Annotated in this window: 14 protein-coding genes; 6 read left to right on the top strand and 8 right to left on the bottom strand. The window is 67.8% G+C overall.

Annotated features, from left to right (window positions below):
• Nucleotides 1-75: 75 nt before the first annotated feature.
• Nucleotides 76-1299, bottom strand: a complete 1224-nt coding sequence (locus PFX98_RS18155) for a DesA family fatty acid desaturase (protein WP_285231902.1) — start codon at nt 1297-1299, stop codon at nt 76-78.
• Nucleotides 1300-1422: 123 nt separating this feature from the next.
• Entirely contained in the window at nt 1423-2694 is a 1272-nt protein-coding gene (locus PFX98_RS18150) for an RsmB/NOP family class I SAM-dependent RNA methyltransferase (RefSeq protein ID WP_285231901.1), read from the bottom strand.
• 48 nt (nt 2695-2742) lie between these two features.
• Here PFX98_RS18150 and PFX98_RS18145 point away from each other — a divergent pair, with 48 nt between their 5' ends.
• On the top strand, nt 2743-2985 hold the full coding sequence (locus PFX98_RS18145; RefSeq protein ID WP_285231900.1) for a DUF1653 domain-containing protein: 243 nt from the start codon (nt 2743-2745) through the stop codon (nt 2983-2985).
• Nucleotides 2982-3626, top strand: coding sequence for a DUF1345 domain-containing protein (locus tag PFX98_RS18140; protein WP_285231899.1), 645 nt, complete (start codon nt 2982-2984; stop codon nt 3624-3626). The genes PFX98_RS18145 and PFX98_RS18140 overlap by 4 nt, the downstream gene beginning before the upstream one ends.
• Here PFX98_RS18140 and purN read toward each other — a convergent pair.
• On the bottom strand, nt 3619-4245 hold the full coding sequence (gene purN / locus PFX98_RS18135; protein ID WP_285231898.1) for a phosphoribosylglycinamide formyltransferase: 627 nt from the start codon (nt 4243-4245) through the stop codon (nt 3619-3621). The genes PFX98_RS18140 and purN overlap by 8 nt on opposite strands.
• Nucleotides 4246-4281: 36 nt before the next feature.
• Between purN and trpS the strand changes: the two genes are divergently transcribed.
• The 3 genes from trpS to PFX98_RS18120 are packed head-to-tail and all read left to right on the top strand — an operon-like array spanning nt 4282 to nt 7160.
• Nucleotides 4282-5304: a tryptophan--tRNA ligase gene (gene trpS, locus PFX98_RS18130; RefSeq protein ID WP_285231897.1), complete on the top strand. Its 1023-nt coding sequence runs from the start codon at nt 4282-4284 to the stop codon at nt 5302-5304.
• 15 nt (nt 5305-5319) lie between these two features.
• On the top strand, nt 5320-5766 hold the full coding sequence (locus PFX98_RS18125; protein ID WP_285235628.1) for a DUF3717 domain-containing protein: 447 nt from the start codon (nt 5320-5322) through the stop codon (nt 5764-5766).
• On the top strand, nt 5763-7160 hold the full coding sequence (locus tag PFX98_RS18120; RefSeq protein WP_285231896.1) for an MATE family efflux transporter: 1398 nt from the start codon (nt 5763-5765) through the stop codon (nt 7158-7160). The genes PFX98_RS18125 and PFX98_RS18120 overlap by 4 nt, the downstream gene beginning before the upstream one ends.
• On the opposite strand, the gene PFX98_RS18115 is transcribed toward PFX98_RS18120, so the two are convergent.
• The 4 genes from PFX98_RS18115 to ettA form a co-directional block, all read right to left on the bottom strand.
• On the bottom strand, nt 7141-8514 hold the full coding sequence (locus PFX98_RS18115) for a sensor histidine kinase (RefSeq protein WP_285231895.1): 1374 nt from the start codon (nt 8512-8514) through the stop codon (nt 7141-7143). The two genes, PFX98_RS18120 and PFX98_RS18115, sit on opposite strands and share 20 nt — an antisense overlap.
• The gene (locus PFX98_RS18110) at nt 8511-9227 is read right to left on the bottom strand and encodes a response regulator (RefSeq protein WP_285231894.1); all 717 of its coding nucleotides are present in this window, start codon (nt 9225-9227) and stop codon (nt 8511-8513) included. Before PFX98_RS18110 ends, PFX98_RS18115 begins: the two co-directional genes overlap by 4 nt.
• 94 nt (nt 9228-9321) lie before the next feature.
• Nucleotides 9322-9792, bottom strand: coding sequence for a Spy/CpxP family protein refolding chaperone (locus tag PFX98_RS18105; protein WP_285231893.1), 471 nt, complete (start codon nt 9790-9792; stop codon nt 9322-9324).
• 134 nt (nt 9793-9926) lie between these two features.
• Complete coding sequence (gene ettA / locus PFX98_RS18100; RefSeq protein ID WP_285231892.1) at nt 9927-11591, bottom strand: energy-dependent translational throttle protein EttA; 1665 nt, start codon at nt 11589-11591, stop codon at nt 9927-9929.
• Nucleotides 11592-11727: 136 nt separating this feature from the next.
• On the opposite strand from ettA, the gene PFX98_RS18095 reads away from it, so the two are divergent.
• Nucleotides 11728-13320 (top strand): ABC transporter substrate-binding protein, encoded by a 1593-nt coding sequence (locus tag PFX98_RS18095; protein ID WP_285231891.1) that lies wholly within the window; start codon nt 11728-11730, stop codon nt 13318-13320.
• Between the two features lie 9 nt (nt 13321-13329).
• Here the strand turns inward: PFX98_RS18095 and yfiB are convergent, their stop codons facing one another.
• Nucleotides 13330-13839, bottom strand: coding sequence for an outer membrane lipoprotein YfiB (gene yfiB / locus PFX98_RS18090; RefSeq protein WP_285231890.1), 510 nt, complete (start codon nt 13837-13839; stop codon nt 13330-13332).
• Between the last annotated feature and the right edge of the window lie 8 nt (nt 13840-13847).

Raw genomic sequence — 13847 nt, 5'->3', positions numbered from 1 at the left:
ATCAAGACGCATATCGAGAATACGCAAAAAGGGCGCCACCTGGGCGCCCTTTACGTCAAGCAACACTCGCAGCGCCTAGACGCGCACCGCGCGCAGCCCGATGGCAAACGCCCGCAGCTCGGCGATACCGCTTTCCTCGGCCTTGCGGCACCAAGCCTGCAAGTCGCTCACCAACTGCTCGGCCGACACATTGGTGCGAGTCCACAGCTGGCGCAGCTCCTCGCGCATCAGCATCAGCTTGTCCAGCGCCGGGCTGGCGGCGCGGGCGCCGGCAATCTGGGCCAGATAGGCGCTCGGGATGCGGTCGGCATCGCGATGCAGCCAGCGCTTGGCGAGCTTCAGCTCGGCCCAACGGGCGCTGTGCTGCTCACCCTGCGCCTTCAGGCGCGCCAGCTCCACGGCGCAGGCCGCCTTGAGCTCGCGCCCGTACTTGGCCATCACCTCATAGCGATTCGCAATGATGGCTTCCAGCGTGTCCTTGTCGGCCACCGGCTTGACCTCGCCCATGCGCATCTGCGGTGCGGTCTTGCGCACCTTGGCCCAGCCCAGCATCTCGAAGGCGCGGATATAGCCCCAGCCGATGTCGAATTCAAAGGGCTTGACCGAGAACTTGGCCGAGGTCGGGTAGGTGTGGTGGTTGTTGTGCAACTCCTCCCCGCCGATCAGGATGCCCCAGGGCGACACATTGGTCGACGCATCCTGCGCCTCGAAGTTGCGATAGCCCCAGTAGTGGCCGATGCCGTTGATGACGCCGGTGGCCCACACCGGGATCCAGGCCATCTGGATCGCCCAGATGGTGGCCCCGATGGCGCCGAACAGGGCCAGGTTGATGACCAGCATGAGGCCCACGCCCTGCCAGGAATAGCGCGTGTAGAGATTGCGCTCGATCCAGTCGTCCGGCGTGCCGAGGCCAAACTTGGCAATGGTTTCCTTGTTCTGGGCTTCGGCGCGATAGAGCTCCACGCCGGTCAGCAGCAAGGCCTTGAGGCCGCGCGTCTGCGGGCTGTGCGGGTCTTCCTCGGTCTCGCACTTGGCGTGGTGCTTGCGGTGCACGGCCACGAATTCCTTGGTCACCATGCCGGTGGTGAGCCACAACCAGAAGCGGAAGAAATGCGCCGGGACGGGGCCTAGATCCAGGGCACGGTGCGCTTGCGCCCGGTGCAGGAAGATCGTCACGCCCAGGATGGTGAAGTGCGTCACCACCAGGGTGTACGCGACGATCTGCCAGAAGCTGGCGCCGGTCAGGCCGTCGGACAGCCACTGCACCAGCGCGTCGCGCACGCTCATCAATTCAATCATTCAGACCTTGCCTTGCCCACCAATGAGCGTCATGGTTGTTATCTTTGCCAAGCCCTGATTGTAGGCGAGCGGCTCTAAACGGCCGCTCGCGCCAGCGGTGCAAAGCGTGCTTACTTCTTCTGCTTACTTCTTCTGCCAAGCGGCCGCGAAGAAGCCATCGCTGCCATGACGGTGCGGCCACAGCCGCACAAAACCATGCTCGCACAGGCTGGCGGCATTGGCCACATGGGCGCGCTCCAGGCAGTCCTGCGCGGCCAGCGGCTCGAACTCCGGATGCGCGGCGCTGAAGGCCTGCGCGATCTCCTCGTTCTCGGCGCTCAACAGGCTGCAGGTCGCGTACACCAAGCGGCCACCCGACTTCAGCAGGCGCGCCGCGCTTTCCAGGATCGCGGCCTGCTTGACCTGCAACTCCTTCACAGCTTGCGGCGACTGGCGCCATTTCAAGTCGGGGTTGCGGCGCAGGGTGCCCAGGCCCGAGCAGGGCGCATCGACCAGCACGCGGTCGATCTTGCCCGTGAGGCGCTTGACGCGGTCGTCGCGCTCATGCGCGATCTGGGCCGGATAGACGTTGGACAGGCCGCTGCGCGCCAGCCGCGGCTTGAGCGCATCCAGCCGATGGCCGGACACATCGAAGGCATAGAGCCGGCCGGTGTTGCGCATCGCCGCGCCCAGGGCCAGGGTCTTGCCGCCGGCGCCGGCACAGAAGTCCACCACCATCTCGCTGCGCTTGGGGTCCAGCAGCAGCGCCAGCAGCTGACTGCCCTCGTCCTGCACCTCCACCGTGCCGTTGGTGAAGACCTCCAGCTTGTTGAGCGCCGGCTTGCCCTGCACGCGCAGGCCCCAGGGCGAGAAAGGCGTGGCCTCGGCCTCAATCCCGGCGGCCTTGAGCGCCGCCTGCGCCTCTTCGCGCTTGGCCTTGAGCAGGTTGACGCGCAGGTCCAGCGGTGCGGCCTCGTTCATGGCCGCGGCCAGGGCCCAGAATTCCGTTTCGTCGCCGTCCTTGGCCAGGCGTGCCAGCAGCGGCTCGGCCAGCCAGTCGGGCAGGTTGTGGCGCAGCTTGGGCGCCAGATTGGCATGGTCAATGGTCTTGAGCTGATCCAGCCATTGGCGCTCTTGCGGGCTCAGCGCGCTATGCAGAAAGGCCTCGCTGCCGGCCCAGCCCAGTATCACCAGGCGGCGTTCCATCGGGCCGGAGCCCGATTGCGCCAGATGCTGCAGCAGCAGGCGCTTGCGCAGCACCGTGTAGACGGTCTCGGCCAGGGTGCCGCGCTCGCGCTGGCCCAGGCCCTTGTTTTTGCGGAAATAGGCGGAAACCACGCCATCGGCGGGCGAGTCGAACTTGAGCACGGCGCGCAGCAGCTCGCAGCTCATATCTAGAAGGGCATTAGGATGCATGCGCCAATTATCCATTGCCGTCCCTTGCATCCCTTGCCGCGCCGTCAAATGAGTAGCACCGAACTCACCCCCCTGCCCGCCACACCCACCGGCCGCTATCGCCACTACAAGGGCGGTGAATACGAGGTGATCGGGGTCGGCCGGCACAGCGAGACGCTGGAGCCCATGGTCATCTACCGTCCGCTTTACGGCGATGCCGGCCTGTGGCTGCGCCCGCATGCGATGTTCTTTGGCAGCCTGCAGCATGAGGGACGCGAGGTGCTGCGCTTCAGCCCCTGCGAGGCGGCGTGAGCCTGCTGCGCGCGCGCCCGCGCCTGCTGGTGGGCTGCGCCATCGGGCTGCTGCTGGCCCTGCTGTGGCCCATCGCCCTGCCCTGGCTGACGCGCCTGCTGCTGGGCTGGAATACCGGCGTCTGGACCTATCTGACCCTGGTGCTGTGGATGATGAGCCGCTCCGATGCCGCGCATCTGCAGCAGCGCGCCCGCCTGCTGGGCGACAGCATGGCGGTGGTGCTGCTGCTGGCGATGGTGGGTGCCTTCGCCAGCCTGGCGGCCATCACGCTGGAAATGGCCCAGGTCCGGCATGGCGTGAACGCGGTGCAGGGCTGGCCCTATCTGCTGCTGGCTATCGCCACGGTGGCGGGCTCCTGGCTGCTGCTGCCGGTGGAGTTCTCGCTCGCCTACGCCAGCCTCTATCACCGCGAGGCCGGCGGCGCCAACGGGCTGGAATTCCCCGGCCTCAAGGGCCATCCGGACTACCTGGATTTCTTCTACTTCGCGGTGACGCTGGCGGCCACCTCGCAGACCTCGGACGTGGCGGTGAGCACGCGCCCGATGCGCCGCCTGGTGCTGGTGCAGGCGGTGCTGTCCTTTGTCTTCAACACCGGCGTGCTGGCCCTGACCATCAACATCCTGGCCGGGCTGATCAGCTGAAGCTCTGGGACTCGCCGGCCAGCTGCTGCACGCGCCCACCCTCGATGCGCAGCTGATCCTGCACGAACCAGCGCACCGCGCGCGGGTACATCCGGTGCTCCAGCCCGAGCACGCGCGCCGACAGCGCCGCCTCGTCGTCGCCCGCCAGGATGGGCGCCACCGCCTGCGCCACGATCGGGCCATGGTCCAGCTCGGCGGTGACGAAGTGCACCGTCGCGCCGGCAAAGCGGCACCCCGCCTCCAGCGCGCGCTGGTGGGTGTGCAGGCCGGTGAAGGCCGGCAGCAGCGAGGGATGGATATTGAGCATGCGGCCCTCGTAATGCCGCGTGAACTCGGGCGTGAGGATGCGCATGAAACCGGCCAGCACCAGCAGATCGGGCGTGTAGCCATCGATCACGCGTGCCAGTTCGGCATCGAAGCTGGCGCGGTCGGGGAAGGCCTTGTGATCCACCACCGCGGTGGCAATCCCATGGCTGGCGGCAAAGGCCAGCCCGGCCGCATCCGGGCGGTTGCTGATCACCGCGGCGATGCGCGCCGGCCATCCCTCGGCCGCGCAGGCCTTGACGATGGCCTCCATATTCGAGCCACGACCGGAGATCAGGATCACGATGCTTTTCATGGGGCGGCAGTGTAGCTCCCTACAATCCACGCTCCTATGAGCGAACAAGCCACCCACATCCCCGCCGCGCCGCGCCAGCGCGTGCTTTCCGGCATGCGCCCCACCGGTGCCCTGCACCTGGGTCACTACCACGGCGCGCTGAAGAACTGGGTGCGCCTGCAGTCCGACTACGACTGCTTCTTCTTCGTGGCCGACTGGCATGCGCTCACCACCCACTACCAGAGCAAGGAAGTGGTGGAGAGGAATGTCTACGACATGGTGGTGGACTGGCTGGCCGCCGGCCTGGACCCTGAGCAGGCCACCCTCTTCATCCAGAGCCGCATGCCCGAGCATGCCGAGCTCTTCACCCTGCTGGCCATGAGCACCCCCTCCAGCTGGCTGGAGCGCATGCCCAGCTACAAGGACCAGGTGGAGAAGAACCGTGAACTCGCCACCTACGGCTTCCTCGGCTACCCGCTGCTGCAGTCCGCCGACATCCTGATCTACAAGGCCGCCCTGGTGCCGGTGGGCGAGGACCAGGCCGCCCATGTGGAGGTGACGCGCGAGGTGGCGCGCCGCTTCAACAACATCTACTGCGCCGAGGCCCCCATCCTGCCCGAGCCCCAGGCCCTGCTGACCGAGACCTCGCGCCTGGGCGGCCTGGACGGCCGCAAGATGAGCAAGAGCTATGGCAACACCATCGCGATGCGCGACGCGCCGGCGCTGGTGGAAGAAAAGATCCGCACCATGCCCACCGACCCGCAGCGCGTGCGTCGCGGCGACCCCGGCGACCCGCAGCGCTGCCCGGTGTGGGAGTTCCACCAGCTCTACTCCGATGCGGGCACACAGGCCTGGGCCGAGGCCGGCTGCAAGAGCGCCGGCATCGGCTGCCTGGATTGCAAGCAGCCGGTGATCGATGCCATCGTGAAGGAACAGGCGCCCTGGCGCGCACGCGCCGACGAGTTCCTCGCCAATCCCAAGCATGTGCACTGGATCGTCGAGGTGGGCACCGAGCGCGCGCGCGCGGTGGCGCGCAAGACCCTGCGCGAGGTGCGCGCGGCGATGGGCCTGGCCTACTGAATGCAGACGCCCGCCATGGCCGCCATCCACATCACCGACATCGAGGCCGCCATCAACTGGTGGCGCGAGCGCGAGCCCTCCGACGGCCTGCGCGCCTGCGCCGCCGTGCGTGCGCTGGCCGAGGTCTATGGGCTGCTGGTCTACTACCGCGAGAGCGAGTGCGACGAAGACAGCATGCCCGCCGCCGCCAAACAGGCCTGGCTGGCCTGGTACGACAGCACCCCCGACGCGCCCTGCATCGCGATCTGCTCCACCAGCCAGGGCGACGCCATCTGCAAGGGCTGCGGCCGCAGCTTTGACGAGGTGCAGAACTGGCCGGTGATGACACCGGCCGAGAAGCGCGTCACCTGGCGCCGCATCTCCATCGAGGCCACGGCCTGGCGCTTCAACCGCTATGCGGAGCGCGCGCGCGAGTTCGTCGGCATCGACCATCCGCAGCGCCAACCGGGAGCCGGCGCTTGAGCGCAGGGCATCTCGACAGCCTGCGGCGCCTGCTGCCGCTGGCCTGGCCGGTGTTCGTGGGCCAGCTGGCGGTGCTGGGCTACTCCACTGTCGACACCATCCTGGTGGCGCGCCACTCGGCCATCGACCTGGCCGCGCTGTCGGTGGGCTCGGCCGTCTTCATGACCATCTTCATCGGCCTGATGGGTGTGGTGCTGGCGGTCTCGCCCGTGGTGGGCCAGCTGTTCGGCGCCGGCCGGCTGCGCGAGGCCGGCGACGAACTGCACCAGGCCATCTGGCTGGCCCTGCTGCTCACGCTGGTAGGCGAGCTGGTGCTGCTGTTCCCCGGCCCCTTGCTGGCGATCGCTCAGGTTACGCCCGAGGTCGAGGCCAAGGTGCGCGGCTATCTGCTGGCCCTGAGCGTCTCGCTGCCGGCCAATCTGATCTTCACCGCCTACCGCGGCTTCAATACCGCGGTGTCGCGGCCCAAGGCGGTGATGGTGCTGCAGGTGGGCGGCCTGGCACTCAAGCTGCCGCTCAGCGCGTTGCTGGTACACGGCTTCGGCGTGGCGGGCTGGCAGGTGCCCGCCCTGGGCGCGGTGGGTTGCGGCATCGCCACCGCCATCGTGATGTGGGGTCAGGTCTTGATCTCGCTGGCGATCCTGCGCCGCGACGGCTTCTACGCCCGCTTCGGCCTGCACGACGGCGGCCTGCACCGGCCGCGCCTGCAGGCGATGCGCCAGCTGCTCAAGCTGGGCCTGCCGATGGGCGGCGCCATCCTGATCGAGGTCACCGGCTTCACCTTCATGGCCATCTTCATCGCCCGCCTGGGCGCCACGCCGGTGGCCGGCCACCAGCTGGCGGTGAACATGATCGCGCTGATGTTCATGATGCCGATGGCGCTGGGCAATGCCGCCGGCACCCTGGTGGCGCAGCGCGTCGGCGCGCATGACGCGGCGGATGCGCGCCGCCTGGGCTGGCACAGCCTGGAGATCGCGCTGGCGCTGTCCTGCCTGCTGGGCGGCCTGGTGTTCTTCGCGCGCGAGCAGGTGTTAAACCTCTACACCCAGGATCCCGCCATCATCGCCGCCGCCCTGCCCCTGCTGCTGTGGGTATGGCTGTTCCATATGGGCGATGCCGGCCAGACCGTGGCCGCCTTTGTGCTGCGCGCCCACCATGTGGCCAACGCGCCGATGGTGATCTACGCGGTGGCGGTGGCGGGCCTGGGCCTGGGCGGCGGCTATGCGCTGGCCTTCGGTCATGTACCTGGCGCGCCCCAGGCCTGGCGCGGCGCGCCCGGCTTCTGGGTGGCGGCCACCGCCGGCCTGGTCACCGCGGCCGCAGCGCTCGGCGCGCTGCTGGCCTATGTGCACCGCGTGGAAGCCAGAGAGCAGCTCAGGCCAGCGGCAGACTGAGCACAAACTCGCTGCCGCCGCCTGCGCGCGGCTCGCAGCGCACCTGGCCGCGATGGCGCTGGGCGATCTGCTTCACCAGGCTCAGACCCAGGCCCACGCCGCCGGCCTGCTCGGCATGGCCGGGCAGGCGGAAAAAGGGCTCGAAGATGCGTTCGCGCATGGCCTCGGGCACGCCGGGTCCGCGGTCGCAGACGCGCAACTCCAGCATGGCGCCGCGCCGGCCCAGCTTCAGCAGCACCTCGGGCCCGCCGTAGCGGCGCGCGTTCTCCAGCAGGTTACGCAAGGCGCGGCGCAGCAGGCGTTCCTCGCCGCGCAAGGCCAGCTCGGCCGCGCCGTCCTCGGGTTCGAACTGGGCGCCGCTGCGCGCCGCTTCCTCGGCGGCCAGGGCCAGCAGATCCACGGCCTCCGGCAGCGGTTCCTGCTGGCCGGCCTCCAGCCGGCTCGCCAGCAGCACCTCCTCCACCAGCGCATCGAGCTCGCCGATATTGGTGTGGATCTCGGCCTGCAGCTTGGCGCGTTGCGCCGGGCCGGCCTCGTCCAGCATCGCGAAGGCCATCTTCAAGCGCGCCAGCGGCGAGCGCAGCTCGTGGCTGGCATTGGCCAGCAGGCTCTGGTGCGAGCGCAGCAGCGATTCGATGCGCTCGGCCGCGCGGTTGAAGCTCAACGCCAGGGCGCTGACCTCGTCATTGCCCTGGTCGTCGACGCGATGGCTCAGCTGGCCCTCGCCGAACTGTTCCACGCCGCGCTTGAGCGCCTCCAGGCGGCGCGTGAGCCGCTTGACGACCGGAAAGGCTCCCGCCGCCACGCCCACGAACAGCAGCACCAGCAGGGCCGCCAGCATCTCGCCATTGGCGCGCGGGCCCAGCAGCGGCAGCGCCGCCCAGCCGGGTTCGTCGCGCCGCATCATCGGCCGCGGCGGCCGCTCGCCACCACCACCGCCTCCATCGCGCGCCATCGGGCCGCCCGGCGGAGGCCGCCAGCCGCGCATGAAGCTGATGCTGCGGCCATCGTCCAGCCTGATCTGCAGCGCGCGGCCGCCGGCGCCCTCCTCGCGGCGCTCGAACAGCTCGGTGGCGGCGATGCGCTCGCCCCGGACATCGTCCAGCGCGATCGCCAGGCGCAGGCGCTCGCCCCATTCCTCCAGCACCGCGGCCTGCTGCTCGCGCGGCGCATCGGCCGCCGGCAGCACGCGCTGGATCAGCTGCGCCATCGCGGTCAGCCTGTCCTTGGCCGCCACCTCGAAGTTGCCGCGCTCCTGCTCGATCTGGTGATGGAACAGCCAGCCGGAGCCGAGCGCGAACGCCGCCAGCACCACCACCAGGGTCAGGTAGATGCGCCAGTACAGCGACCTCACTCGCCGCTGCCTTCCGCGTCCTGCTTGCGCGCGAACACATAGCCGGCGCCACGCACCGTCAGCACCCGGCGCGGGGCCTTGGGGTCGTCCTCGATGACGGAGCGGATGCGCGAGATATGCACGTCGATGGAGCGATCGAAGGCCTCCAGCGGATGGCCCTTGAGCGAATCCATGATCTGGTCGCGCGAGAGCACCCGGCCGGGGCTCTGCGCCAGCACCACCAGCAGGTCGAACTGGTGGCTGGTGAGGTCGCAGACCTTGCCGTCCAGGCGCGCCAGGCGCGCCGCCAGATCGATCTCCAGGCGGCCGAAGCGCAGCACCTCGTCGGTGGGCAGGTCGGGCTCCAAGCGGCGCAACATGGCCTTGATGCGGGCCTGCAGCTCGCGCGGCTCGAAGGGCTTGGCGAGGTAATCGTCGGCGCCCAGCTCCAGGCCCAGGATGCGGTCCATGGGCTCGCCGCGCGCCGACAGCATCAACACCGGCAGGCGCTTGAAGCGCTTGTCGCCGCGCAGCCCGCGGCAGAAATCCAGGCCGTCGCCATCGGGCAGCATCAGGTCCAGCACCAGCAGATCAGGCAGGGCAGCATCCAGCGCGGCACGCCCCTCGGCCAACGAGCCGGCCGCCTCCACCTCGAAACCGGCATGGCGGAGATAGTCCCCCAGCATGCCGGTGAGGCGGGCGTCATCGTCGATCAACAGCAGTCTGGAACTCATGGTTCTCGCATGGGTGGCGCCGCGCGCCCTGGCCAACTCGCGTTGCTGGCGGGCGGCGCCGTCTGAGTGGGCGTAAGCCTGAAGCATAGTGCCCTCAGTTGCCGCGCGCCTTCATGCGCTCGGCCATGCGGGCCTGCTGCTTCTTCATGCGCTCGGCCAGCTTGGCGCGCTGCTCCGGCGTGAGCACGCGTGCCGCATCGATGAAGGCCTGGCTCATGCGCTTGCTGATGGTCTCATGCAGGGCCTGCTGCTGCTGGCGCAGCGCCTCGATGGAGACCGCGTCGATATTGGCGGCGGCAAACAGGGTCAGGCTTTGCGCATGCAAGGCACGGGCGCTGTCATGCGTGGCCTTCAGGTCGGCGCGCGCCGCATCCATGATCTGCTTGATCTGGGCGCGCTGGGCATCGCTGGCGTCCACCGCGTCCAGCATGTGTTCGGCGTGGCCGCCCATCATGCCGGGGCCACCCATCATCATGCCGCCGCGCGGGCCATGGCCTTGGGCCTGGGCCATCGAGAGGCTGCCGGCCATCACCAGGGCCAGGGCTGCGAACTTGAGCTTGCTCATGTCATTCTCCATCCGGGTTGCGATGGAAGCATGTTCGCGCCGTCAAGTGAGGCGCTTGTGCGGGTGCCGTAAAGATCTGTGAAGAATGAAGAAAGGAGCCCGCGGGCTCCTTTGCTCGGACTTGCTGATCAAGCTCACTTGATCGGCTTGAAGCGCATGCGCTTGGGGCGCGCGCCTTCTTCGCCGAGGCGCTTCTTCTTGTCGGCCTCGTACTCGTGGAAGTTGCCGTCGAAGAAGAACCACTGCGAGTCGCCTTCGCAGGCCAGGATGTGGGTGCAGATGCGGTCCAGGAACCAGCGATCATGCGAGATCACCATGGCCGAGCCGGCGAACTCCAGCAGCGCCTCTTCCAGCGCGCGCAGGGTTTCGACGTCGAGGTCGTTCGAGGGTTCGTCCAGCATCAGCACATTGCCGCCCTGGGCCAGGGTCTTGGCCAGGTGCAGGCGGCCGCGCTCACCACCGGAGAGCTGGCCCACCATCTTCTGCTGGTCGTTGCCCTTGAAGTTGAAGCGGCCGATATAGGCGCGGCTGGGCATCACGAACTTGCCGACCACGATGTTGTCGAGGCCGCCCGAGACGTCTTCCCACACCGTCTTGTCGGCGTCCAGGCTGGCGCGGCTCTGGTCCACAAAGGCCAGCTTGGCGGTCTTGCCGATCTTCACCGTGCCCGAATCCGGCTGCTCCACGCCCTGGATCATGCGGAACAGCGTCGACTTGCCGGCGCCGTTGGGGCCGATGATGCCGACGATGGCGCCGGCCGGCACCTTAAAGCTGAGGTTGTCGATCAGCACGCGGTCGCCGAAGCTCTTGGAGACGTTCTCGAACTCGATCACCTCATTGCCCAGGCGTTCGGCCACGGGGATGAAGATTTCGTTGGTCTCGTTGCGCTTCTGGTAGTCGACGTCGCTGAGCTCCTCGAAGCGGGCCAGACGCGCCTTGCTCTTGGCCTGGCGGCCCTTGGCGTTGGAGCGCACCCACTTGAGCTCCTCCTTCATCGCCTTCATGCGCGCGTCTTCGGTCTTCTGCTCCTGCTCCAGGCGGCTTTCCTTCTGGTCCAGCCAGTCGGAGTAGTTGCCCTTCCAGGGGATGCCGCGGCCGCGGTCCAGTTCCAGGATCCACTCGGCAGCGTTGTCGAGGAAGTAGCGATCGTGGGTGATGGCCACCACGGTGCCGGGGAAGCGCTGCAGGAACTGCTCCAGCCACTCCACGGACTCGGCGTCCAAGTGGTTGGTGGGCTCGTCCAGCAAGAGCATGTCGGGCTTGGAGAGCAGCAGGCGGCACAGCGCCACGCGGCGCTTCTCGCCACCGGAGAGCACGCCGATCTGCGCGTCCCAGGGCGGCAGGTTCAGGGCGTCGGCGGCCAGCTCCAGCTGCAGATCGGTGTTCTCGCTGCCGGCGGCGGCGATGATGGCCTCCAGCTCACCCTGCTCGGCGGCCAGGGCGTCGAAGTCGGCGTCCGGCTCGGCATAGGCGGCATAGACCTCGTCCAGGCGCTTCTTGGCGGCCAGCACGCCGCCAATGCCCTCTTCCACCGCCTGGCGCACGGTCTGGTCCGGATTGAGCTTGGGCTCCTGCTCCAGATAACCGATCTTGATGCCCGGCATGGGCACGGCCTCGCCCTCGAACTCCTTGTCCACGCCGGCCATGATCTTCAGGATGGTGGACTTGCCCGAGCCGTTCAGACCCAGCACGCCGATCTTGGCGCCGGGGAAGAACGACAGCGAGATGTCCTTGAGGATGTGCCGTTTGGGTGGAACCGTCTTGTTGACGCGGTTCATTGAGAAGACGTACTGGGCCATGAAGGGTCCTGTGTGATGGTGCGGTGCCGGCGCCCGCGGCAGATTGCGCCAGCGCCAAACCGGCTATTGTCGCAGCTTCGCATGGCGCTCCTCGATTGAGGTACAAAGCGCACTGTCCCAGCCAGGAGCATTGCCCATGCACAAGACCCTCAAGCTCACCCTGCTCGCCGCCGGCCTCGCGCTGGCCCTGGGCCTGCAAGCCCAGACCCTGCGCTGGGCCAGCCAGGGCGATCCGCAGACCATGGACCCGCATTCGCAGAACGAGTCCATGACGAACATGATGAACGGCCAGGTCTACGAGACCCTCACCAAGCTCGACGCCGGCCTCAAGCCGGGGCCGGGTCTGGCGCTGGAATGGAAGCAGGTCGGGCCGCTGGTCTGGCGCTTCAAGCTGCGCCCCGGCGTGAAGTTCCATGACGGCTCGTCCTTCACGGCCGACGATGTGGTGTTCTCCATCAACCGCGCCAAGGACATCAATTCGCAGATCCGCGTCTACGCCAATGCCGTGGGCACGCCCAAGAAGATCGACCCTCTGACGGTGGAGTTCCAGCTCGACAAGGTCAATCCGATCTTTCTGCAGCACATCAACACGCTCTTCATCATGAGCAAGAGCTGGTGCGAGGCGCACAAGGTCGTGAAGCCGCTGAACTTCAAGGACAAGGAAGAGACTTATGCCTCGCTGAATGCCAACGGCACCGGGCCCTATGTGCTGGCGAGCCGCGCCCCCGGCATCAAGACCACCTACAAGCGCAACCCGGCCTGGTGGGGCAAGTTCGACGGCAATGTGCAGGAGATCGTCTATTCGCCCATCGGCAACGACGCCACACGCCTGGCGGCGCTGGTGTCGGGCGAGATCGACCTGGTGCTGGACCCGGCCCCGCGCGACGTGCCGCGCCTGCGCAATACCGCCGGAGTGAAGGTGCTGGAGGGGCTGGAGAACCGCCTCATCTTCGTCGGCATGGACCAGCAGCGCGACAAGCTGCTCTACGCGAATGTGCCCGGTCTAAATGGACAAGATAGAAACCCCTTCAAGGACCTGCGCGTGCGCCGCGCGCTCTACCAGGCCATCGACATCGAGGCCATCAAGACCAAGCTGATGAACGGGCTCTCGGCCCCCACCGGCGGCCTCACGCCCTCGGCCAAGGGCTCCTACGAGGATCCGGCCATCGAGGCGCGCCTGCCGCACGACATGGCCGCTGCCAAGAAGCTCATGACCGAGGCCGGCTATCCCGATGGCTTCGAGGTCACGATGGACTGCCCCAACAACCGCTATGTCAACGACGAGGAGATCTGCCTGGCGCTGGCCTCGATGTGGGCGCAGCTCAAGGTCAAGGTCAAGGTGAACGCGCAGCCGCGCGTCATCACCTTCCCCAAGCTGGAGAAGCAGGACACCAGCCTCTACCTCTACGGCTGGGGCGGCTCCATCACCGACGCCGAGATCATCATGAACCCGGTGTGGCGCAACCGCGGCGACAACGGCGTCGGCTACAACAACTTCGGCGGCTGGAAGAACGACAAGTTCGACCAGCTCGCCGCCGCCTCCAGCACCGAGCCCGACCCGGTCAAGCGCGAGGCCATGGTGAAGTCGGCGCTGAAGGAGTTCAAGGACGGCATCCATGTGATCCCCCTGCACCGCCAGATGATTCCCTGGGCGGTGCGCCAGAACGTCACGGCGGTACACCGCAGCGACAACTGGCTGGAGGTGGCCTGGGTGAATGTGGGCAAATAGCCAGCGCGTTCAGGCAGACGGCGCGATCAGCGTGACGCGCCGGTTCTGCGTCCGTCCGGCCTCGCTGGCATTGTCTGCAATCGGCTTCAGGGCACCGAAGCCGCGTACTCGCAAGCGCGCCGGCGCCATGCCCGCCGCGGCCAGCGCGCGCCCGACAGCCTCGGCGCGCCGCTCCGACAGACGCAGGTTGTACTCCTCGTTGCCGACGTTGTCGCTGTGGCCCTCGACGCGCAGGCCGTCGATGCCAACGCCAGCGAGGCCCTGAGCGATCTGGCGCAAGCGCTGCAACTGCGCCCCGCTGAGCTGGTCCGAGTCAAAGTCGAACAGCAGGCCCGTGCCCAGATTGAGTTCCCAGCCCTCGGCCGCTTCCACGAAGCCCAGCGCGCTGAGAACCTGACGCTGCGAGGGCGTCACCACAAAGGCATTCGATCCACCAGGGTTCTCGCCATGCTGGCATCCACCCAGCAAGGCGGCGCTGATCAACACCAAGGCCGCGAGGGATTGAGAGGCAAAACGCATCGACTGCT

This window comes from Paucibacter sediminis, assembly GCF_030254645.1.
Lineage (GTDB): Bacteria > Pseudomonadota > Gammaproteobacteria > Burkholderiales > Burkholderiaceae_C > Paucibacter_B > Paucibacter_B sediminis.
The sequence above is the reverse complement of the archived record's forward strand: the minus strand, read 5'-3'. Positions and strand labels throughout refer to the sequence as shown.